The 24704-nt window shown below is 65.9% G+C and carries 26 protein-coding genes; 19 read left to right on the forward strand and 7 right to left on the reverse strand.

Annotated features, from left to right (window positions below; translation table 11 throughout):
- Positions 1-119 precede the first annotated feature (119 nt).
- Positions 120-872, forward strand: coding sequence for a sulfite exporter TauE/SafE family protein (locus tag C7455_RS15285; protein ID WP_109669678.1), 753 nt, complete (start codon positions 120-122; stop codon positions 870-872).
- A gap of 8 nt (positions 873-880) precedes the next feature.
- Here C7455_RS15285 and C7455_RS15290 read toward each other — a convergent pair whose 3' ends face one another.
- A complete protein-coding gene (locus tag C7455_RS15290) occupies positions 881-1213 on the reverse strand; it encodes a hypothetical protein (protein ID WP_146200021.1) in 333 nt (110 codons plus the stop codon).
- Between the two features lie 273 nt (positions 1214-1486).
- Between C7455_RS15290 and C7455_RS15295 the strand changes: the two genes are divergently transcribed.
- The 14 genes from C7455_RS15295 to C7455_RS15360 all read left to right on the forward strand — a co-directional run bounded on the left by C7455_RS15295 (position 1487) and on the right by C7455_RS15360 (position 12570).
- Positions 1487-2362, forward strand: coding sequence for an HpcH/HpaI aldolase/citrate lyase family protein (locus C7455_RS15295; protein WP_245904362.1), 876 nt, complete (start codon positions 1487-1489; stop codon positions 2360-2362).
- Positions 2362-2916 (forward strand): NnrU family protein, encoded by a 555-nt coding sequence (locus C7455_RS15300; protein ID WP_109669682.1) that lies wholly within the window; start codon positions 2362-2364, stop codon positions 2914-2916. The genes C7455_RS15295 and C7455_RS15300 overlap by 1 nt, the downstream gene beginning before the upstream one ends.
- 7 nt (positions 2917-2923) lie before the next feature.
- Positions 2924-3127: a DUF1737 domain-containing protein gene (locus C7455_RS15305; RefSeq protein ID WP_109669684.1), complete on the forward strand. Its 204-nt coding sequence runs from the start codon at positions 2924-2926 to the stop codon at positions 3125-3127.
- Position 3128: 1 nt separating this feature from the next.
- Positions 3129-4184 (forward strand): MaoC family dehydratase, encoded by a 1056-nt coding sequence (locus tag C7455_RS15310; protein WP_109669686.1) that lies wholly within the window; start codon positions 3129-3131, stop codon positions 4182-4184.
- A 186-nt stretch (positions 4185-4370) separates the two neighbouring features.
- A complete protein-coding gene (gene sdhC / locus C7455_RS15315; RefSeq protein WP_109669687.1) occupies positions 4371-4754 on the forward strand; it encodes a succinate dehydrogenase, cytochrome b556 subunit in 384 nt (127 codons plus the stop codon).
- An 11-nt stretch (positions 4755-4765) separates the two neighbouring features.
- Positions 4766-5137, forward strand: a complete 372-nt coding sequence (sdhD, locus tag C7455_RS15320) for a succinate dehydrogenase, hydrophobic membrane anchor protein (protein ID WP_109669839.1) — start codon at positions 4766-4768, stop codon at positions 5135-5137.
- A 7-nt stretch (positions 5138-5144) separates the two neighbouring features.
- Positions 5145-6965: a succinate dehydrogenase flavoprotein subunit gene (gene sdhA, locus C7455_RS15325; protein ID WP_109669689.1), complete on the forward strand. Its 1821-nt coding sequence runs from the start codon at positions 5145-5147 to the stop codon at positions 6963-6965.
- The gene (locus C7455_RS15330) at positions 6965-7285 is read left to right on the forward strand and encodes a succinate dehydrogenase (protein ID WP_109669691.1); all 321 of its coding nucleotides are present in this window, start codon (positions 6965-6967) and stop codon (positions 7283-7285) included. Before sdhA ends, C7455_RS15330 begins: the two co-directional genes overlap by 1 nt.
- On the forward strand, positions 7285-7572 hold the full coding sequence (locus tag C7455_RS15335) for a hypothetical protein (RefSeq protein ID WP_245904363.1): 288 nt from the start codon (positions 7285-7287) through the stop codon (positions 7570-7572). The genes C7455_RS15330 and C7455_RS15335 overlap by 1 nt, the downstream gene beginning before the upstream one ends.
- 132 nt (positions 7573-7704) lie before the next feature.
- Positions 7705-9342: a glycosyltransferase family 2 protein gene (locus C7455_RS15340; RefSeq protein ID WP_109669692.1), complete on the forward strand. Its 1638-nt coding sequence runs from the start codon at positions 7705-7707 to the stop codon at positions 9340-9342.
- 106 nt (positions 9343-9448) lie between these two features.
- Positions 9449-10228 carry a succinate dehydrogenase iron-sulfur subunit gene (locus C7455_RS15345; RefSeq protein ID WP_109669694.1) on the forward strand — a complete coding sequence of 260 codons (780 nt, stop codon included), beginning with the start codon at positions 9449-9451 and terminating at the stop codon, positions 10226-10228.
- 21 nt (positions 10229-10249) lie between these two features.
- Positions 10250-10963: a M15 family metallopeptidase gene (locus C7455_RS15350; protein ID WP_109669695.1), complete on the forward strand. Its 714-nt coding sequence runs from the start codon at positions 10250-10252 to the stop codon at positions 10961-10963.
- Between the two features lie 235 nt (positions 10964-11198).
- The gene (locus C7455_RS15355) at positions 11199-11390 is read left to right on the forward strand and encodes a hypothetical protein (protein WP_109669697.1); all 192 of its coding nucleotides are present in this window, start codon (positions 11199-11201) and stop codon (positions 11388-11390) included.
- 31 nt (positions 11391-11421) lie between these two features.
- A complete protein-coding gene (locus tag C7455_RS15360; RefSeq protein ID WP_109669698.1) occupies positions 11422-12570 on the forward strand; it encodes a sialidase family protein in 1149 nt (382 codons plus the stop codon).
- Between the two features lie 4 nt (positions 12571-12574).
- Here C7455_RS15360 and trpS read toward each other — a convergent pair whose 3' ends face one another.
- Positions 12575-13600: a tryptophan--tRNA ligase gene (gene trpS, locus C7455_RS15365; RefSeq protein WP_109669700.1), complete on the reverse strand. Its 1026-nt coding sequence runs from the start codon at positions 13598-13600 to the stop codon at positions 12575-12577.
- 101 nt (positions 13601-13701) lie between these two features.
- On the opposite strand from trpS, the gene C7455_RS15370 reads away from it, so the two are divergent.
- A complete protein-coding gene (locus tag C7455_RS15370; protein ID WP_109669701.1) occupies positions 13702-14385 on the forward strand; it encodes a rhomboid family intramembrane serine protease in 684 nt (227 codons plus the stop codon).
- On the opposite strand, the gene murJ is transcribed toward C7455_RS15370, so the two are convergent.
- The 3 genes from murJ to C7455_RS15385 are packed head-to-tail and all read right to left on the reverse strand — an operon-like array spanning position 14382 to position 19900.
- Positions 14382-15983 carry a murein biosynthesis integral membrane protein MurJ gene (gene murJ / locus C7455_RS15375; RefSeq protein WP_109669842.1) on the reverse strand — a complete coding sequence of 534 codons (1602 nt, stop codon included), beginning with the start codon at positions 15981-15983 and terminating at the stop codon, positions 14382-14384. The genes C7455_RS15370 and murJ overlap by 4 nt on opposite strands.
- A gap of 10 nt (positions 15984-15993) precedes the next feature.
- The gene (locus C7455_RS15380) at positions 15994-18822 is read right to left on the reverse strand and encodes a [protein-PII] uridylyltransferase (RefSeq protein WP_425450650.1); all 2829 of its coding nucleotides are present in this window, start codon (positions 18820-18822) and stop codon (positions 15994-15996) included.
- Entirely contained in the window at positions 18782-19900 is a 1119-nt protein-coding gene (locus tag C7455_RS15385) for a penicillin-binding protein activator (RefSeq protein WP_245904364.1), read from the reverse strand. The genes C7455_RS15380 and C7455_RS15385 overlap by 41 nt, the downstream gene beginning before the upstream one ends.
- A gap of 165 nt (positions 19901-20065) precedes the next feature.
- Between C7455_RS15385 and rsmI the strand changes: the two genes are divergently transcribed.
- From rsmI to gshB, 3 genes are all read left to right on the forward strand, one after another.
- Complete coding sequence (gene rsmI / locus C7455_RS15390; protein ID WP_109669705.1) at positions 20066-20959, forward strand: 16S rRNA (cytidine(1402)-2'-O)-methyltransferase; 894 nt, start codon at positions 20066-20068, stop codon at positions 20957-20959.
- The gene (locus C7455_RS15395; RefSeq protein ID WP_109669707.1) at positions 20956-21312 is read left to right on the forward strand and encodes a YraN family protein; all 357 of its coding nucleotides are present in this window, start codon (positions 20956-20958) and stop codon (positions 21310-21312) included. Before rsmI ends, C7455_RS15395 begins: the two co-directional genes overlap by 4 nt.
- A 70-nt stretch (positions 21313-21382) precedes the next feature.
- Positions 21383-22315: a glutathione synthase gene (gene gshB, locus C7455_RS15400; RefSeq protein WP_109669846.1), complete on the forward strand. Its 933-nt coding sequence runs from the start codon at positions 21383-21385 to the stop codon at positions 22313-22315.
- On the opposite strand, the gene C7455_RS15405 is transcribed toward gshB, so the two are convergent.
- A complete protein-coding gene (locus C7455_RS15405; RefSeq protein ID WP_109669708.1) occupies positions 22312-23853 on the reverse strand; it encodes a YifB family Mg chelatase-like AAA ATPase in 1542 nt (513 codons plus the stop codon). The two genes, gshB and C7455_RS15405, sit on opposite strands and share 4 nt — an antisense overlap.
- A 51-nt stretch (positions 23854-23904) precedes the next feature.
- A complete protein-coding gene (locus C7455_RS15410) occupies positions 23905-24597 on the reverse strand; it encodes a glutathione S-transferase (RefSeq protein WP_109669847.1) in 693 nt (230 codons plus the stop codon).
- Positions 24598-24704 lie beyond the last annotated feature (107 nt).

The raw sequence follows: 24704 nt of genomic DNA on the forward strand, positions 1-24704 counted from the left end.
GCGTAGACCTGCGGCGTGTCTGGTGCAAGCCCGCTGCAGGGCGGCAAGACACGCCAGTGGTCGCAGCAAGACCACGCGGCGCGGAACAAGCCGTTGAAACCCTTGGGAAAGGAAAGCCCATGCTGGAAGGATGGGTGTTCGCGCTGGCGGCGCTTGGGGCGTTTCTGGCGGGTCTGTCCAAGGGCGGATTCGGCGGATCGCTGGGGTTCGCGGGTGCCGCGATTCTCGCCATGGTGGTGGAGCCGGGGGTGGCGCTCGCCCTGATGCTGCCGGTGCTGATGGCAATCGACGTGGCCGCCGTGCGGGCCTTCTGGGGGCAGTGGCATGCGCCATCGGCGGGCGCCATCCTGACCGGCGCTGTGCCGGGACTGGCGCTGGGGGCGGCGCTGTTCTTTGTCGTGTCGGCCGATGGCATCCGCATCTTGATCGGCGTGCTGGCGGTGGGGTTTCCGCTGTTCCGGCTGGCCTTGGCGCGGGGCTGGATCGCGCCCCGCCCGCAGGGGTTTGACCGCCGCAAGGGCTGGATCGCAGGGGCTGGCGTGGGGTTCACCAGCTTCGTGGCGCATGCGGGCGGACCGCCCTTTGCCGTGTTCATGCTGGGGCAGGGCGGTATCGGCAAGACGCAGTACCACGCCACATCAGTGATCGTGTTCTGGGTGGTCAACGCGCTGAAGGCTGCGATCTATACCATGATGGGGCTGTTCACGCTGTCGCTTCTGGGGTGGAGCGCGGCGCTGATCCCCTTTGCGCTGATCGGGGCTTTCGTCGGAGTAAGGGCGCACAAGGTGATCCCGGAACGCCTTTTCTTTGCGGTGGCCTATACGGCGCTGGTGCTGACCGGGCTGAAGCTGTTGTGGGACGGGCTGACCTGAACCATGGTCTACATCGGTTCACCGGCGGGCAGGGCGGCGATGGCTTCGTAATGCTGCCCCGAGGCCATCAAGCAGGTGATCCCGTCGACCGAGGTGACAGTGATTGTCCAGCTTCCGGTCTCGGACGACGCGAACACCTCCACGATGCGGGTCTGACCTGCAAGGCCGACCGCGCGGACCTGTTCGCCGAACCGCGCGCGCAATTGGCCCACGATCTGGGCGCGCTGGCCGCAGATCATCGACCCCGCGCCCTGCGCATAGCCCGCCCCGGCCAGCGGGACGGTCGTGGTGGCAGTGGCCAGAAGGATCGTCATCGCCCGGAAACGCAGTTCCTGTGTCATCCCGGTGCCTTTCCCGGTTTGGGGCGCAGGGGGGCGTTCGCGGCCCCGCTGAGCCGGTCTCGAACATCGCGCCTGTCGGACGGGCGCCTCTGATCCACAGGCTGCCGTGGCGCGGTTAATATCGGATGAAGGATGCGCGGGTCGTTTTCTTGCGCCCAAGACCCCCGCGACGCAATTTTTTTGCTGCGACGCGGCGCAATGATCTTGCCATCGCGGCAAAGCTGTGGTCCCTCAGGCGTCCAGACGCCCCCCGCACCTGCAAGGAGATGGCCCTTGGACACCCTCGAAATCCGCGCGCGACCCTACCGATCGGTCCTCTACATTCCCGCGTCCAAGGACCGGGCGATCGAAAAGGCCAAGGGCCTTGCCGCAGATGCGATCATCTTCGACCTCGAGGATGCGGTTGCCGTCGAGGAAAAGGCCCATGCGCGCGATCTGCTGACCGCGCGGCTGACCGAGGGAGGATTCGGCAACAGGGCGTTGATGGTGCGGATCAATGGGCTCGACACGCCATGGGGCGAGGATGACCTGAGCGCCGTCATGGCCATCGGCCCGCAGGCGATCTTGCTGCCCAAGGTCGGCTCGGTGACCGAGGTCGCGGCGCTGGCCGCGCGTCTGCACGGGGCGGCCGCGACACGGAACACGCAGATCTGGGCGATGATGGAGACGCCCATGGGCATCTTGAACGCGGCCGAGATCGCGCGCGCGCCGCGCATGACGGGCTTTGTGATGGGCACCAATGATCTGGCCAAGGAACTGGGCTGCCGCACGCGGGGCGCGATGCACATGGCGTTGCAACACTGTCTGCTGGCGGCGCGGGCCGCGGGCATCCTCTGCATCGACGGGGTCTACAACGCCTTTCGGGATGAGGAAGGGCTGGCGGTCGAATGTGCCGAGGGGCGCGATTTCGGCTTTGACGGCAAGACCCTGATCCACCCGTCTCAGATCGCCATCGCCAACACCGCTTTCGCCCCGAGCCAAGCCGAGATAGACCTTGCCCGCCGCCAGATCGCGGCATTCGAGGCGGCGACGGCCCAAGGTCAGGCGGTGGCGGTGGTCGACGGGCAGATCGTGGAAAATCTGCATGTCGACACGGCGCGTGCCACGCTGGCCAAGGCAGACGCCATAGCACGGCAGGAGGCTGCGTGATGGGCTACATTCTACTGATCCTCGGGATCGCACTGTTCGCGGGCGGGCATTGGGTCAAGCGGCTGGTGCCTGAAAAACGCGCCGCATGGGGCGACAAGGGCAAGGGCGTCCTGGCTCTCGCCATGCTCGCTGGCATCGTGCTGATGGTGGTGGGCTACCGCAGCGCGGACGTGGTGAACCTTTGGTTCCCGCCCGCCTTCATGACCCATATCGCCAATCTGCTGGTGCTGATCGGCTTTTGGTTCTTTGCGCTGTCCTCGATCAACGGGACCATGGCGGCAAAGGTGCGCCACAAGCAGTTGACCGGCGTCAAGGCATGGGCGGTCGCGCATCTGCTGGTGAACGGCGATCTGGCCTCGGTGATCTTGTTTGGCGGCATGCTGGCATGGGCTGTCGTGTCGGTCATCCTGATCAACCGGGCGAACCGCAGCTGGGACCGGCCCGCCAATGTCAGCGTCAAGAACGACGCGATCGCCTTTGGTGTGGGCCTTGTCCTTTATGGCATCGTCGCGGCCATCCACACCTGGCTTGGCTATTACCCTTTCCCTGCGTGAGGCATCCATGAAGATCTATCGCCTGCTGACCGAGGATGACACCTCGGCCTTCTGCCACAAGGTGTCCGAGGCGCTGTCGAAGGGCTGGGTGCTGCACGGCGACCCGGTGATGTCCTTTGACGCGGCCCGCGGCGTGATGCGTTGCGGGCAGGCCGTGACCAAGGAGATCGACGCGGCCTACAGCCCCGACATGAAGCTGGGCGCGCAATAGCATGGCCAAGGATATTGGACATGCCACCAAGACCAATCCCGGCCGGTTTTTCGAGGATTACCGGCTGGGCGAGGTGATCGAACACGCGGTGCCGCGCACCGTGTCAGGGGGCGAGCGGGCGCTTTACCATGCGCTTTATCCGGCGCGGCATGCGCTCTATTCCTCGGATGAATTCGCGCGGACCTGCGGGCTGCCTACCAGCCCTGTCGATGACATGATCACCTTTCACACGGTGTTCGGGAAATCGGTTCCCGACATCTCGCTGAACGCGGTGGCCAATCTGGGCTATGCGGAGGGGCGGTTTCACCAGCCGGTCTATCCGGGCGACACGCTGCAGGCCACGTCGCAGGTGATCGGCCTCAAGCAGAATTCCAACGGCAAGACCGGGGTGGTCTATGTCCGCACCGAAGGGCGCAACCAGCATGGCTCTGTCGTGCTGGATTATGTCCGCTGGGTGATGGTGCGCAAGCGCGACGAAGGGGCGGCGGCGCCCGATCCTGTGGTGCCGGATTTGGCATCCGTCGTCGACCCTGCGACGCTGATCTTGCCCGAGGGTTTGGATTTCACCCATTACGACCTGACTTTGGCCGGTGAACGCCACCGCTTGGGCGATTACGCGGTGGGCGAGGTGATCGACCATGTCGATGGCGTGACGATCGAGGAAGCCGAGCACATGATGGCCACGCGGCTGTGGCAAAACACGTCGAAGACCCATTTCGACGTGACGCCCCGCGCCGATCGGCGGCGGCTGATCTATGGGGGCCACGTCATGTCGATGGCCCGCGCGCTCAGTTTCAACGGGCTGGCCAATGCGCAGATGATCGCGGCGATCAATGGCGGCAGCCACGCCAATCCCTGTTTCGCGGGCGACACCCTGAGGGCATGGTCCGAGGTGCTTGCGACCGCGCCGACGGCAGCGCCGGGGGTGGGGGCGATCCGATTGCGGCTGGTTGCGGTGAACGAGGACGGACGAGCAGGCGCGTTGAAGGATGCGGCGGGCAAATACCTGCCGCATGTGCTGCTCGACCTCGACTACTGGGCCTTGATGCCTGTCTGATCGTGATGCCTACATTTTGTGATCACGGATTTCAAGGCTGTGATCACAAAGCTCTGATCTGCGGCGTTTGGACCCAAGATCACGCAGCGAATCCGCGACGCTTGCTGGTGACAGCGCGGCAAAACGCGCTATGCATCGCACAAGACAACCGCCAGACCTTTGAGAACAACCGGAAGGGTCCAAGCCATGGCCGACGTGAACCGGGGAAACCGGCCGCTTTCCCCGCATCTGACGATCTACCGCCCGCAGCTGAACTCCATCACTTCAATCTTCGTACGCATCACCGGCAACGGGTTGATCGTGGGCGCGATCCTCGTCGTGTGGTGGCTGATGGCGGCGGCCTCGGGTGCTGCCTATTTCGATACCATCGACGGTCTGATGACCTCGGTCCTTGGTGACATCGTGATGACGCTGTCGGTTCTGGCGCTGTGGTACCACGCGCTGGGCGGCGTGCGGCACCTGATCTGGGACACGGGTCGCGCGCTGGATGTCGAGACGTCCGACAAGCTGGGCTGGGGCATGATCATCGGGTCGGTCGTGCTGACCGCGCTGACCGTGGTCGTGATCTGATGGAGGGCAAGATGGCCTATGTGACCGACCGCAAGCGCGTGACCGGCCTTGGCTCCGCCAAGAGCGGCACCGAACATCACTGGGCGATGACCGTCACCTCGGTCGCGCTGCTGATCCTGACGCCGTTTTTCCTGTGGATCGTGGGTGGCCTGCTGGGCCAGCCGCATGAGGCGGTGGTGGCCAGCCTGTCGCGCCCGATACCTGCGTTGATCGTGGGCGCTTTCCTTGTCGTCGGACTGCACCATATGCGACTGGGCATGCAGGTGCTGGTCGAGGATTACCTGCGCGGCCTTGGCCGCAAGATCGGCCTGATCGTGACCACCATCCTGTGCTACGCGCTGGCCGCGGGCGGGGTTGTGGCGCTGGCGCAGATTGCACTTTGAGGATCAGATGAAAGATACCGTTTCCCCCAGCTACGACCTCAATACCCACAGCTACGACGTTGTCGTGGTCGGTGCCGGCGGCGCGGGCCTGCGCGCCACGCTGGGCATGGCCGAACAGGGCCTCAAGACCGCTTGCATCACCAAGGTCTTCCCGACCCGCTCGCACACGGTGGCGGCACAGGGCGGCATCGCGGCCAGCCTCAGCAACATGGGGCCAGACCATTGGCACTGGCACATGTACGACACCGTCAAGGGGTCGGACTGGCTGGGCGATACCGACGCGATGGAATACCTTGCGCGTGAAGCGCCCAAGGCGGTTTACGAGCTGGAACATTACGGCGTGCCGTTCTCGCGCACCGAGGATGGCAAGATCTACCAGCGCCCCTTCGGCGGACACACCACCCAATTCGGCGAAGGCCCCCCGGTGCAGCGCACCTGTGCCGCCGCCGACCGCACCGGCCACGCGATGCTGCACACGCTTTACGGGCAGTCGCTCAAGAACAACGCGGAATTCTACATCGAGTATTTCGCCACCGATCTTTTGATGAACGACGAAGGCCAGTGTGTCGGCGTTGTGGCGTGGAAGCTTGACGATGGCACGATGCATGTGTTCCGCGCCAAGATGGTGGTGCTGGCGACCGGCGGCTATGGCCGGGCCTATTTCTCGGCCACCTCGGCGCATACCTGCACGGGCGATGGCGGCGGCATGGTCGCACGGCAGGGCCTGCCGCTGCAAGATATGGAATTCGTGCAGTTCCACCCTACCGGCATTTTCGGCGCGGGTTGCCTGATCACCGAAGGCGCGCGGGGCGAGGGCGGCTATCTCACCAATTCCGAGGGTGAGCGGTTCATGGAACGCTACGCGCCGACCTACAAGGATCTGGCGTCACGCGACGTGGTGAGCCGCTGCATGACCATCGAGATCCGCGAGGGCCGTGGCGTGGGCCCGAACAAGGACCATATCCACCTCCACCTCAACCACCTGCCCAAGGAGACGCTCGACCTGCGGCTTCCGGGCATTTCCGAGTCGGCGCGGATCTTTGCGGGTGTCGATCTGACGCGCGAGCCGATCCCGGTTCTGCCGACCGTTCATTACAACATGGGCGGCATCCCCACGAATTACTGGGGCGAGGTTCTGAACCCCACCGCCAGCGACCCCGACCGCATCGTGCCCGGCCTGATGGCCGTGGGCGAGGCCGGCTGCGCATCGGTTCACGGGGCAAACCGTCTTGGCTCGAACTCGCTGATCGACCTTGTCGTCTTCGGTCGGGCCGCCGCGATCCGGGCGGGCACCATCGTCGATCCTGACGGCGCTGTGCCCGATGTCCCGCGCGCCTCACTTGATCATGCGATTTCGCGGTTTGACGATATCCGCCATGCCTCGGGCAATATCTCCACCGCGGAATTGCGGCTGGAGATGCAGCGCACGATGCAGGCTGACGCCGCCGTGTTCCGCACGGACAAGACGCTGGCCGAAGGTGTCGAAAAGATGCGCGGCGTCGCCTCCAAGATGGATGACATCAAGGTTACGGATCGCTCGATGATCTGGAACTCGGACCTGATGGAAACGCTGGAGCTGACCAACCTGATGCCCAACGCGATGGCCACCATCGTGTCGGCCGAGGCGCGCAAGGAAAGCCGGGGCGCCCATGCGCACGAGGATTATCCCGACCGCGACGACGTGGAATGGCGCAAGCATTCGCTGGCGACGGTCGACGGCGAAAAAGTCGATCTGAGCTATCGGCCGGTTCACCTCAACCCGCTGATGGGTCACAACGAGGGCGGCATCGATCTGGAGCGGATCAAGCCAAAGGCGCGCGTCTATTGATGCGGGTTGCCTGCATCGTGGCGCTGGGCCTGCCGCTGGCGGGCTGCGTCGCGGTGCAGGATGCGGCCGATCAGATCGCGCGCGAACAGGCGCGCGGTTATGTGAACGGTGAGGTGGAACGCCGCTTTCCGGGCGTGAATGCGCAGCCGATCACCGATTGTGTGATCGACAACGCCAGCGCGCAGGAGATCGTCGCCATTGCCGGTGGCGTGGCGCTTGGCCGGACAGAGGCCGCGACCGAAACAGTGTCGACCGTGCTGTCGCGGCCCGAGACGATCCGCTGCGCGGCCGAAGGCTCGCTCAGGGCGGGGCTGTTTTGATGATGCGCGCTTTGCTCGTCGCGCTGGCCCTGCCGCTGACGCTTGCCGCCTGCGACACCACCGTCAGCCCGGAACGCGCTTACGCCGACTGCAGCGAACGCGCGCGCTTGGCCGAGCGGCCGCGCGGCACCGTGGGGCTGGGCGTTGGATCGGGCGGGCGCGCGGTCAGTTCCTTCGACGTGACTGTGACGGGCGATTTCCTCTCCGGGCGCGATCCCTACGTGGTCTATGACCAGTGTTTCCGCCGCCTGACCGGTGCTGGTCCGACGCGACCCCTGATCCTGTGACGCCCGGCGCGCGTGTTCGGCGCGCCACGCCCCGGCCTGCTTGCAGCCGCGGGGCAGGGATAGCGGTTGAAAAGGCGCCTTGCCCCTATATCCTGCGGTGCAACAAGACCGATCCGGGCAGGAGAGCAGGCGATGAACGCACAGACCCGCGCGGGCACGCTGGCAGCCGAGGGTGAGGCCGAGGGTCGGCGGGTGCTCTTCACGGCAGTGCGGAACGAGGCGCCGTTTTTGCTGGAATGGGTCGCCTATCATCAGGTCATCGGATTTGATACGATCATCGCGGCCTCAAACGACTGCGACGACGGCACGCATGAAGTGTTGCAGGCGCTTCAGGCGGCGGGCCATCTGCGCCACCTGCCCCACGAAGTGCCGGTTGGCAAGCGACCGCAAGGCAATGCGGCCAAGCTGGTCAACGAGATGGGGCTGATCGCGCATGGCGATTGGGTATTGTGGCTGGATGCCGATGAATTCCTGAACGTGCGGGTTGGGGACGGGCGGCTCGACGACCTGATCGCGGTGGTGGGGGATCATGACGGGGCGCTGATCAACTGGCGCGTCTTTGGCGATGGTGGCAACGCGCGCTTTCCGGGGCGGTTCATCTCGGACGCCTTCACCGGCGCCTCGCGTCCGGGGTTCCGCAAGAACCTTGAGGTCAAGACATTGTTCAGGCACGGGCCGGGCGTGGCGGGGCTGGGCCTGCATGGCATCTACCGGCCTGCGCTTGTGCCGGGCGGTGGGGCGCGGTTTATCGCACCCTCGGGCGCTCCGCTCGATGGGGCCGAACGTGTGACAGCGCGCTGGCTCGACGGGGCGGACAGTCCGAAGAACTGCAAGGTCGCGGCTCATGAGGCGGGACATGCGCTGGCGCAGGTCAACCACTACATCGTGCGCACACCGGAGTTCTTCGCGCTGAAACAGGCGCGCGGACGGGGCTGGGCGCGCAAGCAGGCTGAGGCCGCGAACGCGCGCCATACCGAGGATTTCTACGAGGCCCATAACCGCAACGAGGTAGAAGACGCGACCATCCTGCGCTGGGCCGATGCGGTGACGGAGCGGATGGCGGTTCTGGCGACCGACGCCGGGGTCGCGGCTGCCCTTGCGCTTGTGCAGGCACGCCTTGGCGAGCGGCTCGCGCCGCAAGCGGTGGAGACTGAGGTGGTCCCCGCGGAGACGGCGGTTGTCGAGGCCATGCCGACCTTTGAGCTGACCCTGCCCGGCCCGGCCGCCGAGATGCTGCGCGCGGCCTATGCGCAGGCGGATGTGGTCTTGGAATACGGCAGCGGCGGGTCGTCCTTTGTTGCGATGGAAGCTGGCGCGCGCAAGCTTTTCACCGTGGAAAGCGACGCGGCTTGGGCCGCGCGCATCGCGTCCAGCCTCAGCGCCGCTTTTCCCGGCCGTGCGGCGCATGTCCACCATGTCGACATCGGCCCGACGGCCGATTGGGGCCGCCCCGCCGACACCAGCGGGTTCAAAGCCTATCCCGATTACGTCACGACCGTCTGGGACCGCCCCGATTTCGAGATGCCCGATGTGGTGCTGATCGACGGGCGGTTCCGGGTCGCGTGTTTCCTGACGGTGATGCTCCGGGCGACCAAGCCCGTCACGGTCCTGTTCGACGACTATCACAAGCGCCCCGAATACCACTGGATCGAGGAATTCGGCGCGCCAGTGGATCGTGCCCGCCGCATGGCGCGGTTCGAGGTCACGCCGCGCGGTTTCCCGCCCGAGGCGATGACGCGCATCCTGCGCGCCTTCGTCGATCCGCGTTGAGCCGCCCGTTGCGACATTATGCGGCGCAGCAGTGGCTGTGGCCCCGGTGAAAAACCGGTATACCTTGGTTCACATACTGAACCGGCACTGAACAGGGCACCGCAGCATGGTCGAACTCGCGCTTCCGAAAAACTCCCGCATCCGTACGGGCAAGACGTGGCCCAAGCCCGAGGGGGCGACCAATCTGCGCAAATTCCAGATCTACCGCTGGAACCCCGATGACGGTGAAAACCCCCGTGTCGACACCTATTGGGTCGACATGGACACCTGCGGGCCGATGGTTCTGGATGCACTGATCAAGATCAAGAACGAGATCGACCCGACGCTGACCTTCCGCCGGTCCTGCCGCGAGGGGATCTGCGGGTCTTGCGCGATGAACATCGACGGCATCAACACGCTGGCCTGCATCTACGGTATGGACGAGATCAAGGGCGACGTGAAGATTTACCCGCTGCCGCACATGCCGGTGATCAAGGATCTGATCCCCGATCTGACGCATTTCTATGCGCAGCATGCCTCGATCATGCCGTGGCTCGAGACCAAGACGCAGCGCCCCGAAAAGGAATGGCGCCAGTCGATCGAGGATCGCAGCAAGCTTGACGGGCTTTATGAATGCGTGATGTGCGCCTGTTGCTCGACATCCTGCCCGTCCTACTGGTGGAACGGCGACCGCTACCTTGGGCCGGCGGCCCTGTTACATGCCTACCGCTGGATCATCGACTCGCGCGATGAGGCGACCGGCGAGCGGCTGGACGAGCTGGAAGATCCCTTCAAGCTCTACCGCTGTCACACGATCATGAACTGCGCCAAGACCTGCCCCAAGGGCCTGAACCCGGCCAAGGCAATCAGTGAGATCAAGAAGCTGATGGTGGAGCGCCAGCACTGACAGAGCCGGATCAGGAGCATCATGACACCGGTTCACCTGACCCAGATCACACAGACGCGACACCTGCGCATCGCGGAAAATCTGCCCCGCGATGCGCGCTGGCTATTGCCCGATATCCATAGCCGTCTGCACAGGGCCGCAGAAGCGTTGCCCGAGGGCATGACCCTTCTGGTGATCGAAGCGTTTCGTACGCAGGCCCGGCAATTCGCCTTGTGGAACGCGCGGCTCGCCCAGCTCGCACGCCTTGCGGCGTTGGATGCGGTGCAAGCGGCCATGTCCGCAGGCACCGACCCGGCAGGCGCCATCGCATCCGTGCGCAGCGCCCCGGACGACATCGGCGCGCTGCGCAGGGCAACCCGCGTCACCGTTGCCGACCCGGTCGATACCCCCTCGGGCCACCAATGTGGTAGCGCGGTCGACGTCACGATCCTGGGTGCGGGCGGTCCGCTGGACATGGGCACCCAATGGGCGGATTTCGCGGAGATTACCGCAACCGTGAACCCGCTGCGCACCCATTCCCCTGACATCACACCCGAACAGGCTGCCAACCGCGCGATCTTGCTGGGTGTGATGGAGGGGCAGGGGCTTGTGAACTACCCCGAGGAATGGTGGCATTTCTCTTATGGTGACGCGCTCTGGCACGAGGTCATGACCGCGCGCGGGGGCGCGCCCGGCCCGGTCGTGCACCGCCCGATCTTTGACAATCCCGCGTTTTCTCACCACCGCGCCGACTGATCCCGCGATCTGATGGGGCCGACGCGGGCCGTGGGGGACAGCATCGCCCTGTTCAGGCGCAATCTGCCTTGGAGGACATGAACCATGTCCCGCCCATGCTCGGGCTTGGGCGTAGCGCGGTCCGCCTTGCGCTATGGTCATGGGCGGCATGCGGCAATCCGGGGGTGTCGCAGCACATGGGCAGGCATAGGTGTGGTTCCAGGGGAGGCACGACAAACCCGCAGGAGGTTTTGCGATGCCCGAGCACCACACCGTACACAACCCGCTTCACGACGCCTTGGACCCCGACGCGGCTCTGAGGTTGCTCGATGAGGTATGGGCCTATTACACGCCTGTCCGCGAACCGGTCATGCCCGATGATCAGTACGCGGCGTTTCCGCATCTGGGCACGCAACTGATTTCAGCCTCCATCATGCCGATTCGGTGATAACATCCCTCCGCATCGAGGGAGGCTCACCATGTGCGGCATCGTCCATCTGTTGGTCGGCACCACCAAGGGGGCCTTTGTCCTGACCGGTGAGGCGGGGCGATGGATCGTCTCCGGCCCGCATTGCGATGGTTGGACGATCAATCACATGGCGGGCGATCCCGCGACCGGCAGGATCTGGGCAGGCGGCGGTGGCGACTGGTTCGGCGCGGGCGTCTGGCGGTCAGGCGATGGCGGGGCGACATGGCAGCTTGCCAAGCTGTCGTCCGGCCAGATGGATCAATGGGCCGCAAACGACCCGGATTTCGCCGCGATGATCGGGTGGGAGGATGTGGCCCCGCCCTTTGGTGACACGCTGCATTCCGTGTGGTCACTGCATCACGCGCATGGCGTGCTCTGGGCCGGGGCGAAACCCGGCACTTTGTTGCAAAGCCAAGATGGCGGCGCGACATGGGCGCGGAACGAAGCGCTGGCTACGTTTCCGGGGCGCGAGGAGTGGAACGGGGGCGCGGCCGGCCTGACGCTGCACACGATCGTCACAGCGCCAGAGGACCCCGGAAAGATCTGGCTGGGGATTTCCGCCGCAGGTGTCTTTGCCTCGGAGGATGGCGGGCACAGCTGGGACCGGCGCAACCGCCTGTCCAATGCCGCCGCCTGCGAGGGGCATGACCACCCTGCCGCCCCCAAGGACGGCGAGACCGGGCATTGCGTGCACAATATGGTGCGCGCGCCCGGCTCGGACCTTTTGTATCAGCAAAACCACCACGGCGTCTGGCGCTCGCGCGATGGCGGGCGGCACTGGGACGACGTCACCGACGGCCTGCCCTCGACCTTCGGCTTTCCCATCGCGGTCCATCCGCATGATCCGCTGACGATCTGGACCTTGCCCTTGAATGGCGACATGGCGGGGCGCTATCCGCCCGAGGCCAGCGCCGCCGTCTGGCGCTCGCGCGATGGCGGCGCGACATGGGCGGCGCAGCGCGATGGCCTGCCGCAAACGGCGTGTTTCTTTACCGTGCTCAGGCAGGCGATGGCAACCGACGACAGCCCTGCGGGCGGCGTCTATTTCGGCACCAACACCGGGTCCGTCTTTGCCAGCGACGACGCGGGCGAGACGTGGGAGGAGATCGCGCGCCACCTTCCCACGATCTTGTCGGTCGAGGCGGTGCGGATGGGCTGAGCCCTCAGCTGCGCAGCATGCCGATGATGTCGTAGGTCTGCGCAAGGATCGGGGCCGCGATGTCGCGCGCACGTTCGGCCCCGCGGCCCAGAATGCGGTCGATCTCGGCCGGGTCATCCATCAGGCGCGACATCTCGGTGGTGATGGGGGCCAGTTTCTCGACCGCCAGATCGGCCAGTGCGATCTTGAAATGCCCGAACAGCGCGCCCGCGTGCTGGTCCAGCACCGCCTGCGGCGCGATATCGGCCAGCGCCGCGTAGATGTTCACGAGGTTGCGCGCCTCGGGGCGGGTTTCCAGCCCGGACAGCGCCTCGGGCAGGGCGTCGGGGTCGGTCTTGGCCTTGCGGATCTTTTTCGCGATCTCGTCGGCGCTGTCGGTCAGGTTGATGCGCGTCTTGTCCGACGGGTCGGATTTCGACATCTTCTTGGTGCCGTCTTGCAGGTTCATCACGCGGGTGGCCGCCCCTTCGATCACCGGCTCGGTGATGGGGAAGAACTCCTGCCCGTAGTCGTGGTTGAACTTGGCCGCGATGTCGCGCGTCAGCTCAAGGTGTTGTTTCTGGTCCTCACCCACCGGCACATGGGTCGCGTGATAGACAAGGATGTCGGCGGCCATCAGCGCCGGATAGGCAAAGAGGCCAAGCGAGGCGGCCTCGGCGTTCTTGCCCGCCTTGTCCTTCCACTGGGTCATGCGACCCATCCAGCCCATGCGCGCGATGCAATTGAAGATCCAGGCCAGCTGGGTGTGCTCGGGAACCTGGGACTGATTGAACAGGATGGATTTTTCCGGGTCGATGCCGACCGCGATGAAGCCCGCGCACAACTCGCGGGTGTTGCGGCGGAGCGTCTGGGGGTCTTGCAAGGTGGCGGTGATCGCGTGCAGGTCGACCATGCAATAGATCGTCTGGTGCGTGCCCGCGTCTTGCATGGTCACAAAGCGTTTCATCGCGCCGAGGTAATTGCCCAGTGTCAGACCGCCCGAGGGCTGGATGCCCGAGAATACGCGCGGTGCGAACTGCGTCTGTGCCATGGTCCATCCCCGGTCGGTCGCGCGCCAAGGGCCCCTCTGGCCAAGCGCCGTCGCATCGCTTACCCACGGGGGCAGATGGCGTCAACCGAAGGTGGCCCGCGATGGACAAGCACAGCGTTTCCCCTTTCAATGCTCTGCCCCCCGTCGTGGTGGCGCTGGCGGTGGTGATCGCCGGGCTGGAACTGATGTTCCAAGCCGCGACAGCGGGGGTTCTGGGCGGGCAGGGGGGCGTTGGCTGGCGGCTGAACGCGATCCGCGATTACGGCATCTTTGACGAGATCGGGCGATTCATGTGGGTCAACAACGTCTGGCCTGCCTCGGAGCTGCTGCGGCTGGTGACCTATCCGCTGATCCACACAGGCTTTGCCCATGCGGCCTTTGTGGTCGTCTTCATCCTTGCCATCGGCAAGATGGTGGCCGAGGTGTTTTCGCCGCTGGCCTTCGTCGCCCTTTTCCTTGGATCGGCCATCGTGGGCGCGCTGGGGTTCGTGACCCTGATGAACAGCCCCTATCCGCTGGTCGGCGGCTATCCCGGCGTCTACGGGTTGATCGGGGCCTTCACCTTCATCCTCTGGACGCGCGAACACCTGCGTGGTGGACCGGGCTACCGCGCTTTTGGTCTGATCGGGGCGCTTTTGGCGATCCAGCTTTTGTTCGGCGTGATCCAAGGCGAGTTCGGCAATGTCGCGGCCGACCTGTCGGGGTTCGTCGCAGGCTTCACGATGTCCTTCGTGGTCAGCCCCGGCGGCTGGCGGCGTGTTCTCGACAAGCTGAGGCTGCGTTAACCGCGCCGCAGCGCGTCGCGGAATTCGGCAATGCGGAAGGCGCCAAGGGCTTGGCCCGTAATGGCGTAAGCCACCAGCCCGCTCGCAACAAGGATCGTGAGGGCCACATAGCGCCAACCCGGCGTGCCCAGCAGTGGCGACAACAGGGTGGCCATGACCACAAGCACGACGCCCATCAGCATCGCGGCCAGCACAATGCGCCCGACCCGTTGCCGGTAGCGATCGTCGAACGTCGCCACCTCGCCCATAGCGCGTTTTCCGCGCATCAGTTGCCAGACCATCGTCCAAGCCGCGAGGCTGGTGGCAAGCGCCGCGCCGACAAAGCCGATGAAAAAGGACAGGCCGATGGCGACAACGGCGTTCACCACCATGGCGACCAGTGCGAAGCGGAAGGGGCTCTTGGTATCCTCGCGCGCGAAATAGAGGGGCTGCAGGACCTTTTGCAGGACAAAGGCCGGAAGCCCGAGGCCATAGGCCGCCAGCGCCAGCGCGGTGTTCACGGTGTCGTCAGGTCCGAAGGCCCCGCGCTCGAACAGGACCGATACCAGTGGCGTTGGGATCACGCATAGCGCCACGGCGGCGGGTACGGTCAGTGCCAGACAGATCTCGCCCGCCCGGCTGAGGGCGCCGCGCCCGCCCTTGGCGTCATCGGCGCGCAAACGGCGCGACAGGTCGGGCAAGAGGACCACGCCGATGGCGATGCCCACGACACCAAGCGGCAGCTGATACAGCCGGTCCGCAAGCGATAGCCAGACGATGGCGCCGTCGAAAAAGCTGGCGACCTGACGGCCGACCAGAAGGTTGATCTGTACCACGCCGCCCGCCAGCATCGCGGGCAGCATGATGATGGCAAGCTGCTTCATCTCGGGCGTCAGGCGTGGCAGGCGCGGGGTCAGGCGGAACCCGATGCGAGAGGCCACGACCCAGACCAGCGCCATCTGCGCCACACCCGCCAGCAAGATTCCCCACACCAGCAGCGTGCCGTGGTGCAGCCCGGTCAGGTCATCGCCCGGCGCGGCGGTGTCTACCGCGATGGTGACGCCTGCCACCAGCCCACTTTCGGCCAGAACCAGCACCCCGATCAAGATCAGGTTGAGCAAGATCGGCGCGGCGGCGGCGGCCGCAAAGCGCCCCGAGGCGTTGAGGATGCCCGACAGCAGCGCCGCCAGCGAGATGAAGAGGATGTAGCCGAAGGCCACGCGTCCGAACCCCACGGCGAGCTCGAAGCGCACGTCGCCCGCAAAGCCCCCCGCCATGGCCAGCACGAACCACGGCATCGCCAATTGTGCCACCAGCGTCAGCACGATCAGCACGGTGGCCAGCCCCGCAAAGGCGTCGCGGGCAAAGCCCAGCGGGTTGTCGTCGCCCTCCAGCTTTTTCGAGAACATCGGCACGAAGGCGGTGTTGAACGCGCCCTCGGCGAAAAAGCGGCGGAAGAGGTTGGGCAGCGAGAAGGCGACGAAAAACGCCTCGGCCACCGGCCCCGTGCCCATGAAGGCCGCGATCATGATATCGCGGACGAAGCCAAGGATGCGGCTGCCCAGCGTCCAGAAACCGACCGTGATGAACCCCGAGATCAGGCGGATCGGCCGGGCCACGCTGGCCACCTCAGGCGCCCGCCCGTTCGGCGACGCGCGCGATGGCGTCGCGCAGCTTGCGTTCCAACGCGTCTTGCCGGGATTTCGCGTGCAGCTTCAGTCCGAACATGTCCTTGACATAGAAGGTATCGACCACCTGCGCGCCATAGGTCGCGATCACGGCGGACGATATGTAGATGTTGGAGGCCGCCAGCGTCTTGGTCAGGTCGTACAGCAGGCCGGGCCGGTCGCGGGTATCGACCTCGATGATCGTGTAGATTTCCGAGCCGTCGTTGTCGAAGGTGATGTTGGTCGGTACCTTGAAGGGGCGTTCGCGTTTCTTGATCTTTTCGCGGGTTTCCAGCGCGCGGGACGCCACAACCTCGCCCTTCAGCGTCTTGTCGATCATGTCACGCAGACGGGGCAGACGGCGCGCCTCGTAGGGGTTGCCGTCGGCGTCCTGCACCCAGAAAACGGCGGTCGCATAGCCGTCCTTGGACGTGTAGGTGCGCGCGTCCACCACATTCGCGCCCACCAGCGACAGCGCGCCCGCCAGCCGTGAGAAGATGCCGGGGTGGTCGTTCAGCGCAAAACAGACGCGCGTTGCGTCGCGGTCGAGGTCTTCGCGGGTGTCGATGCGGATCTCGTCGGCGCCGATGCCGCGCAACATTTCGGCGAAGGTGACCTGCGTGGCAAGATCCAGCCCCTGCCAATAGGGGCCGTAGTGGCGATCCATCTCGGCCTTGAGATCGGGCTTGGGCCAGTTGGCCAAGGCGTCGCGCAATGCGCGCTTGGCCTCGCCCTCCAGCTTCTCGCGGTTGAGATCCTCAAGGCCCGTATCAAGGGCCGTGGCCGTCGCCCGGAACAGCCCGCGCAGGAGCGTCGCCTTCCAGTTGTTCCAGGTGTTGGGGCCCACGCCGCGGATATCGCAGACGGTCAGCACGGTCAGCAGTTCCAGCCGTTCGCGCGTTTTCACCGCCTTGGCGAAATCGCGCACGGTGCGGGGGTCGGCGATGTCGCGTTTTTGCGCCATGTCCGACATCAGCAGATGATAGCGCACGAGCCATTCGAGCGTGTCGCATTCGGCCTGTTTCAGGCCAAGCCGAGGGCCGACGCTGCGGGCGATGCGGGCGCCGACGACGGAATGATCCTCTTTCCGGCCCTTGCCGATATCGTGCAGCAGACAGGCGACATAGATGATCTTGCGGTTCACCCCGCGCTTGAGGATGTTCGAGGCGACCGGCAATTCCTCGACAAGCTCGCCCCGCTCGATCTGCGCCAGCGTCGAGATCACCTGAATCGTGTGCTCGTCCACCGTGTAGCTGTGATACATGTTGAATTGCATCATCGCCACGATGGGCGCGAATTCCGGCAAGAAGGCCGCCAGAACGCCCAGTTCGTTCATGCGGCGCAGCGCGCGTTCCGGGTTGCCCTGTTTCAGCATCAGGTCGAGAAAGATCGCGCAGGCCTCGGGGTCGCGGCGCATCTCGTCGTCTATCAGGTGCAGGTTCGCGGTCAGCGCCCGCATTGCGTCGGGGTGGATCAGGTAGCCGGTGCGCAGCGCCTCTTCGAACAGGCGCAATATGTTGAGCTTGTCCGCAAAGAATACCGCGTCATCGGCGATGGCGAGGCGGTTTTGCTTGAGCGTATAGCCGTCCTTGAGTTTCTTGCGCCGGGTGCGTCCGCGCAAAAAGCCCAGAATGCTGGGTTCTTGCTTGACGTGGCGGGCCTCAAGCTCGGTCAGGAAGATGCGCGTCAACTCGCCCACGCGGGTGGCGTGGCGGAAATAATCCTGCATGAAATGTTCGACCGCGCGGCGGCCCGAATGGTCGCCGTAGCCCAGCCGTTCGGCGACCTGCACCTGATTGTCGAAGGTCAGCTGGTCCTGCGCGCGATCGGCGATCAGATGCAGGTGGCAGCGCGTGGCCCACAAGAACCGCTCGGCCGCGTCGAAGGCGGCGAATTCCTCGTGCGTGAACACGCCCAGCCCGACAAGCTCGGCCGCCCGCGCGACGCCATGTTCGTATTTCGCGATCCAGTAGAGCGTCTGCAGGTCGCGCAGGCCGCCCTTGCCTTCCTTGACATTGGGCTCCAGCACATAGCGTTGGCCGCCCTGCTTTCGGTGGCGGGTGGCGCGTTCTTCCAGCTTGGCCTCGATGAATTCGCCGACCGTGCCCCGGAACAGCTGGTCGCGGAGCGCGCTGCGCAGCTCGTCGGCGATGGCCTCGGCACCGCAGAGATAGCGCATTTCCAGCAGACTGGTGCGGATGGTGATGTCTTGCTTGCCCAGCCGCAGGCATTCCTTGATCGTGCGCGAGGCGTGGCCGACCTTCATGTGCAGATCCCACAGCATGTAGAGCGCCGATTCGATGACGCTTTCGACATGCGGCGTGATCTTCCACGGCGTCACGAACAACAGGTCGACATCTGAAAAGGGCGCCATCTCGCCCCGCCCGTAGCCACCGACGGCCATGACGGCCACCCGGTCCGTTTGTCCGGGCATTGGGTTCTTGTGCAGATGGGTCTGCGCAACATGCAAGACAGCCTGCACCAGCCCGTCGGTCAGGTAGGTATAGGCGCGCGTGATGCGCCGGGCCGTCAAGGGATGGGCCGAGATGCCCGTCTCGATGGCGCAACGCCCGCGCGTCTGGGCGTCTTGCAGCACGCGCACGGCTGCGGCCCGGATTGCGCCCGGGTCGTCCAGACCCGCAACGGCCGCGTCCAGCCGGTCGCGCAGCGCGACCGGGTCAAGGATGTCATCTGCCGGTGCGATCAGCTCGCCCGGCTCGGACGGGGTCGGGGGAAGGGTCGGGTTCCGGTCAGAGACCGGGACCGCCAAGGAGTCTTGGGGCGGGGTCAATCATGGCCACCTGGTTCTGGGTCACTTGGGCGATGGCCATCGCACGCTGGTTCGTGCCATCGGTGAGCAACCGGAATACCCCGTTCGCGCCCTGGAAGCCAGCACTTGCGGTCAGATCCGCCGCACCAACCCTGCCTGTGGCCGCAGCGGTCTCGCCCACGGCACGGATCGCATCATATCCCAGCGCGCCGAGGATATGGGGCGGGGTGCCGTAAGCGGCCTCGTAACGGGCGTTGAAGGCGGCGGCGGCCTGCGGATCGGGAACAGCGAACCAGCTGCCCTGAAGACCGGAAAGTTCGAGCGTCTGCGGTGGCGTGTCCCAGCGCGTCAGGCCCATGATCCGCACCGCTTCGATGTCCAGACCGTTTTCGGGCAGAAGCTGCGCAAAGAAAGGCAGGGCACCCGCGCTGTCCGAGGTCAGCATCAGCGAGTTTGCGGCATTGCCGCGTACGGCCGACATGATCTGCGGCACGGCATTGATCACGCCGTTTTGCGAAAATTCATACGGCACGCTGGCGACAACTGTCGCGCCGGACCCTTGCGCTGCGCGCAGCACCGCGTCGCGCGCGACCTCGCCTGCCAGGTTCTGGGCATGGGCAATCACGATCCGGTTGCGGCCTTGCGCTGCGGCATAGCTGACCACGCGGGCCGCCGTGTTCTGAAAGGTATGGCCCAGAACAAAGACATTTCCGCCTGCGATCTCTGTGTTGTTCGAGAAACTCAGAACATTGACGTTCGATCCGGCCACCGCGACACTTACGGCCGCCGCGGAATCCGACCGCAGCGGGCCGATGATGATGTCGGCACCCGCCTGCACCGCCTCGCGCGCGACCGATGCCGCCTGCGCGGATTGGCCGGCGGTGTCGTAGACCGTGATCTCGATCGTGACGCCGGTCAGTTCGGCCGCGGCCAGACGGGCCGAGTTTTCGAGGCTGCGGGCGATGGTCGCGTCGCCGCCTTGGCTGGAGCTGACCGGCAGGAGCATCGCGACCTGCACCGTCTGCCCGCTGACGCTGGGGCCCGCGCCCGTTCCCGGGCCGGCGACCTGGCAAGCCGACAGGGCGGCTGTCACACCCATCAGGGCAAGCAGGCGCAAGGGGTTGCAGAAAACACGCAAAGCGGAAAACATGGAACACGAACCTCCGTGGGGGCGCTGGCGGATACGGTCTCGTAGGCTAGAGCGTCCGCTACGGCAAGTAAACGGTGCCCGCGCATACCGCGATGGGCCGGCAGGACTCCACCCATGGACCAGACACCCGAGCACATCGGCGGCCCCGCCCGCCCGCTGCCACTGACCCCGGGATTGTGGTTCGTCTCCACCCCGATCGGTGCCGCGCGCGACATCACCTTGCGCGCGCTCGATATCTTGGCCTCCGCCGAGGTGCTGGTGGCCGAAGACACCCGGACCCTGCGGCACCTGATGGAGATCCATGGCCTGCGGCTGGGTGACCGGCCGATGATCGCCTATCACGACCACAACGGGGCCGAGGCCCGCCCCCGCATCCTGCGCGCGCTGGCCGAGGGCCGGAGCGTCGCCTATGCCTCCGAGGCGGGCACGCCGGTTGTTGCCGATCCCGGGTATCAGCTTGCGCGGGCCGCGATCGAGGCCGGTCACCTTGTCAGCGCTGCCCCGGGGCCGACGGCCGCCATCATGGCCTTGAGCGTCTCGGGCCTGCCGTCGGACCGGTTTCTCTTTGCCGGTTTCGCATCGCCTCAGGCCGGCGCGCGCGCCCGCTGGATCGAAGAGATCGGCAGCATTCCGGCAACACTCATCCTCTATGAAAGCCCCAAGCGCGTTCACCGACTGTTAGGGGAATTGTGCGACCACTGGGGCGAGATGCGGCCGGCGGCGCTATGCCGGGAATTGACCAAGCGATTCGAAGAGGTGCGGCGCGGTACGCTTGGCAGCCTGCGTGACGGGATCGGCGATGTTGCTCCAAAGGGTGAGATCGTGTTGGTCGTCGGTCGCCCGTTGCCGGTTGTGCCCGAAGCGGCGGATGTGGATGCGGCGCTGGTCGCGGCGATGGCCCGGCTGCGCGTCAAGGATGCCGCTGCAGAGGTGGCCGAGGCACTGGGCCTGCCCCGGCGGGATGTCTATCAACGCGCATTGGCGCTGAAGGAAGGGAACGAGGCATGAGCGGGCTGGTGTCGTATCTTTCGGGCAAGGCGGCCGAGGATCGTGTGTTGTCGGCGTATTCCGCACAAGGCTACCGGCTGGTCTGCCGCCGCTGGCGCGGCCCGGGCGGAGAGATCGACCTTGTGCTGTCGAAGGGCGATGAGGCGATTTTCGTCGAGGTGAAATCCTCGCGCAGCATGGCCGAGGCGGCGGCGCATCTGTCGCGTCGGCAGATCGGGCGGTTGCTGGCCAGCGCGGAGGCGGCGCTTGGGTTCTTCGCGCGCGGATCGCTGACGCCGATGCGTTTCGACGTTGCGCTGGTCGATGGTGCGGGGCGGATCGACGTCATTCCCAATGCGCTGATGGTGGGCTGACCACGCGGTCTTGCACCCGGCCGCGGCCCGCGCCAAACAGGGCGCGACGCAAGCGCCGGGAGAACGGGCCATGAAGATCGCCTTTCAGATGGACCCGATCGGGTCGGTCAATATCGACGCCGACAGCACGTTCCGCCTCGCCGAAGAGGCGCAGGCGCGCGGCCACCAGATGTGGGTCTATACGCCCGATCACCTGAGCTACCGCGAGGGGCGGATCATGGCGCGCGCCCAGAGCGTCAAGGTGCAAAGGGTGAAGGGCGACCATGCCCGGCTTGGTGCGGTCGAGGATCTGGATCTGGCCAAAGTCGATGTCGTCTGGTTGCGGCAAGACCCGCCCTTTGACATGGGCTACATCACCACGACACATCTGCTGGACCGCTTGAAGGGCAAGACCCTCGTGGTCAATGACCCGTTCTGGGTAAGGAACTGTCCCGAAAAGCTGCTGGTGCTCGATTTCCCTGACCTGACGCCGCCCACGACCATCGCGCGCGACCTGTCGGTGCTGCGGGAGTTCAAGGACCGGCACGGCGACATCATCCTCAAGCCGCTCTACGGCAATGGCGGCGCGGGGGTGTTCCGGCTGACCGACAGCGACCGCAACCTCAATTCCTTGCACGAGCTGTTCACCGGCATGAACCGTGAGCCACTGATCGCACAGAAATTCCTGCCCGACGTGGCGGCGGGCGACAAGCGGATCATCCTTGTCGACGGGGAGGCCGTGGGCGCGATCAACCGGGTGCCGGCGGTGGGCGAGACGCGGTCGAACCTGCATGTCGGCGGGCGCGCGGAAAAGATCGGCATGACAGCGCGCGAGCACGAGATTTGCGCCGCCATTGGCCCGCGTCTCAAGGAGATGGGGCAGGTGTTCGTCGGCATCGACGTGATCGGTGGCTACCTGACCGAGATCAACGTGACCTCGCCCACCGGCATCCAGGAGCTGGAGCGGTTCGACGGCATCAATGTCGCGGGCAAGATCTGGGAGGCGATCGAGGGCAAGCTCTAGGCTGTGCTCGATCCGATCAGGCGGTAGCCCAGCGCCTCGGCGATATGGGGCGTCGCCACCCTTGCGTCACCTTCCAGATCCGCGATGGTGCGCCCCAGCCGCAAGATGCGGTGATAGCCGCGCGCGGTCAGTCTGAAGCGGTCGGCGGCCTTGAGCAAAAAGGCCTTTCCCTCCGCATCGGGGGTGGCGATTTCGTCAAGCAGCGCGCCCTCGGCATCGGCGTTGACGCGCGCGCCCGATCCCAGTGCTGCGAAACGGTCGGCCTGCACCCGGCGGGCGCGGCCCACGCGGGCGGCGATATCGGCGCTTTTCTCGCCATTCGCGGGCAGGTCGAGGTCGGCGTAGGCCACCGGCGGCACCTCCAGCCGCAGGTCGAACCGGTCCATGAGCGGCCCCGAGATGCGCCCCATGTAATCGTCGCCGCAGAGCGGCGCGCGCCCGCAGGCCTGCGCGGCGTCGTAAAGCTGCCCGCAGCGGCAGGGGTTGGCGGCGGCCACCAGCAAGAAGCGGCAGGGGTAGGTGACATGGGCATTGGCGCGCGCCACCACGACATCGCCGGTCTCGATCGGTTGGCGCAGGGTTTCGAGTACCGCGCGGGGGTATTCGGGAAACTCGTCAAGGAAGAGCACGCCGTTATGCGCAAGGCTGATCTCGCCCGGTTTGGCGCCGCGCCCGCCGCCGACGATGGCGGCCATGGAGGCCGTGTGATGCGGGGCGCGATAAGGCCGCGTGCGGGAGATGCCCCCCTCGGTCATCAGGCCCGCGAGCGAGTGGATCATTGAGGTTTCCAGCGCCTCGGGCGCCGAAAGCGGCGGCAAAAGGCCCGGCATGCGGGCAGCCAGCATCGATTTTCCCGACCCGGGCGAGCCCACCATCAAAAGGTGATGGCGTCCCGCTGCGGCGATTTCCAGCGCGCGTTTCGCCCGTTCCTGCCCACGCACTTCGGAGAGGCATTTGAGATGCGCCTCCGCCGTCACCTCGCCCGGGCGGGCAGGGTCCAGCGGCGCGCGGTCGGTCAGGTGGCCGATCAGCTCGGCCAGGCTGCGCGCGGCGAAGACCGGCGTGGCGCCGACCCATGCCGCCTCGGCCCCGCACCCTTGCGGACAATAGAGCACACGACCGTCCTCGCCCGCCGCCAGCGCCGTGGGCAGGGCGCCGATGACAGCGACCAAGGTGCCGTCAAGCGACAATTCCCCCAGAGCCATGGCCGTTTCGACCCGTTCGCGTGGAATGATGTCGAGCGCCGCCAGCAGCGCCAGCGCGATAGGCAGGTCGAAATGCGACCCTTCCTTGGGCAGATCAGCGGGCGACAGATTGATCGTGATCCGCTTGGAGGGCAGCGCGATGGCCATGGCCGAAAGCGCGGTGCGCACCCGCTCGCGCGCCTCGCTGACGGCCTTGTCGGGCAGACCGACGACGGAAAAGGCCGGGATGCCCGGCGTCACCGCGCATTGCACCTCGACCCGGCGCGCCTCGAGCCCCTCGAAGGCGACGGTGTGGATGCGGGACAGGCTTTCGGGGCGGGCGGCGTCGAACATGGTTAACCGCTACGCCAGAGGCGTTACCGAATCGTAAACGACGCGGTGCGGTCAGGCGTCGGGTGGCGCGATCGGAAAGGCGCGCCGCGGCAGGCCCATCTCGTAGGTGGGTTGCTCGGGGCCGTCGGTCTGGCCCAGCGCACGCCAGAGGCGCAGCGGACCATGATCGAGATGCGCATCGACATAGCCGCGCGCGCGGTTCGAGACCGGTAGCCCGTAGCCGGCGATGCGCATGGCGACGGGGGCATAGAAGGCATCGGCGAGCGTGTAGTCCCCAAACAGGAAGGGCCCTCCGGATCGGTCGAGCGCCGAGGTCCAGAGCGTCTCGATCCGGGCAAGGTCTGCCAGGACCGCCTCGGACGGCGTGACCCCTTCCCAGGCGGTGCGCAGGTTCATCGGGCAGGCGCCGCGCAGGGCCGAAAAGCCGGAATGCATTTCGGCGATCATGCTTTGGGCGCGGGCACGTTCGACCGAGTCCGCGGGCAGCAGCCCACGGTCGGGAAAGGCCTCGGACAGGTGCCAGGCGATGGCGATCGTGTCGGTCAGCAGGCCACCGCCGGGCGTGCGGACGGCCGGCACGGTGCGCAGCCCGGGGGCAAAGACGTGGCGATCTTGCGCGAACTCGGGTCGATACATGATCGTGGCCTGCACCCGCACCGGGATGTCGAAGGCCGCAAAGGACAGCCAGCCGCGCAAGGACCAGCTGGAATAGGATCGGTCACCGATGAGGATGTCGTATGTCATGGAGGGCATCGCACCCGGATCGGCCGGATCAGTCAATCGCGAATTCGTGATCTGCCCCATCAGCCAGCAAAATCGGGCCTGACGGCGCCGTGTCGGAATTTTCTGTC

Origin of the sequence: Roseicyclus mahoneyensis, assembly GCF_003148775.1 — a bacterium.
Classification (GTDB): Bacteria; Pseudomonadota; Alphaproteobacteria; order Rhodobacterales; family Rhodobacteraceae; genus Roseicyclus; species Roseicyclus mahoneyensis.

Coding starts and splice junctions, on each gene's coding strand:
- C7455_RS15335 (WP_245904363.1), top strand. CDS start 7,285: ATGATGCGCGCTTTGCTCGTCGCGCTGGCCCTGCCGCTGACGCTTGCC.
- C7455_RS15395 (WP_109669707.1), top strand. CDS start 20,956: ATGAGCGGGCTGGTGTCGTATCTTTCGGGCAAGGCGGCCGAGGATCGT.
- C7455_RS15360 (WP_109669698.1), top strand. CDS start 11,422: ATGTGCGGCATCGTCCATCTGTTGGTCGGCACCACCAAGGGGGCCTTT.
- sdhA (WP_109669689.1), top strand. CDS start 5,145: ATGAAAGATACCGTTTCCCCCAGCTACGACCTCAATACCCACAGCTAC.
- C7455_RS15410 (WP_109669847.1), bottom strand. CDS start 24,597: ATGACATACGACATCCTCATCGGTGACCGATCCTATTCCAGCTGGTCC.
- C7455_RS15290 (WP_146200021.1), bottom strand. CDS start 1,213: ATGACACAGGAACTGCGTTTCCGGGCGATGACGATCCTTCTGGCCACT.
- sdhD (WP_109669839.1), top strand. CDS start 4,766: ATGGCCTATGTGACCGACCGCAAGCGCGTGACCGGCCTTGGCTCCGCC.
- C7455_RS15370 (WP_109669701.1), top strand. CDS start 13,702: ATGGACAAGCACAGCGTTTCCCCTTTCAATGCTCTGCCCCCCGTCGTG.
- C7455_RS15310 (WP_109669686.1), top strand. CDS start 3,129: ATGGCCAAGGATATTGGACATGCCACCAAGACCAATCCCGGCCGGTTT.
- gshB (WP_109669846.1), top strand. CDS start 21,383: ATGAAGATCGCCTTTCAGATGGACCCGATCGGGTCGGTCAATATCGAC.
- rsmI (WP_109669705.1), top strand. CDS start 20,066: ATGGACCAGACACCCGAGCACATCGGCGGCCCCGCCCGCCCGCTGCCA.
- C7455_RS15330 (WP_109669691.1), top strand. CDS start 6,965: ATGCGGGTTGCCTGCATCGTGGCGCTGGGCCTGCCGCTGGCGGGCTGC.
- C7455_RS15285 (WP_109669678.1), top strand. CDS start 120: ATGCTGGAAGGATGGGTGTTCGCGCTGGCGGCGCTTGGGGCGTTTCTG.
- C7455_RS15340 (WP_109669692.1), top strand. CDS start 7,705: ATGAACGCACAGACCCGCGCGGGCACGCTGGCAGCCGAGGGTGAGGCC.
- C7455_RS15385 (WP_245904364.1), bottom strand. CDS start 19,900: ATGGGTGTGACAGCCGCCCTGTCGGCTTGCCAGGTCGCCGGCCCGGGA.
- C7455_RS15300 (WP_109669682.1), top strand. CDS start 2,362: ATGGGCTACATTCTACTGATCCTCGGGATCGCACTGTTCGCGGGCGGG.
- C7455_RS15345 (WP_109669694.1), top strand. CDS start 9,449: ATGGTCGAACTCGCGCTTCCGAAAAACTCCCGCATCCGTACGGGCAAG.
- C7455_RS15350 (WP_109669695.1), top strand. CDS start 10,250: ATGACACCGGTTCACCTGACCCAGATCACACAGACGCGACACCTGCGC.
- sdhC (WP_109669687.1), top strand. CDS start 4,371: ATGGCCGACGTGAACCGGGGAAACCGGCCGCTTTCCCCGCATCTGACG.
- C7455_RS15405 (WP_109669708.1), bottom strand. CDS start 23,853: ATGTTCGACGCCGCCCGCCCCGAAAGCCTGTCCCGCATCCACACCGTC.
- C7455_RS15305 (WP_109669684.1), top strand. CDS start 2,924: ATGAAGATCTATCGCCTGCTGACCGAGGATGACACCTCGGCCTTCTGC.
- C7455_RS15355 (WP_109669697.1), top strand. CDS start 11,199: ATGCCCGAGCACCACACCGTACACAACCCGCTTCACGACGCCTTGGAC.
- trpS (WP_109669700.1), bottom strand. CDS start 13,600: ATGGCACAGACGCAGTTCGCACCGCGCGTATTCTCGGGCATCCAGCCC.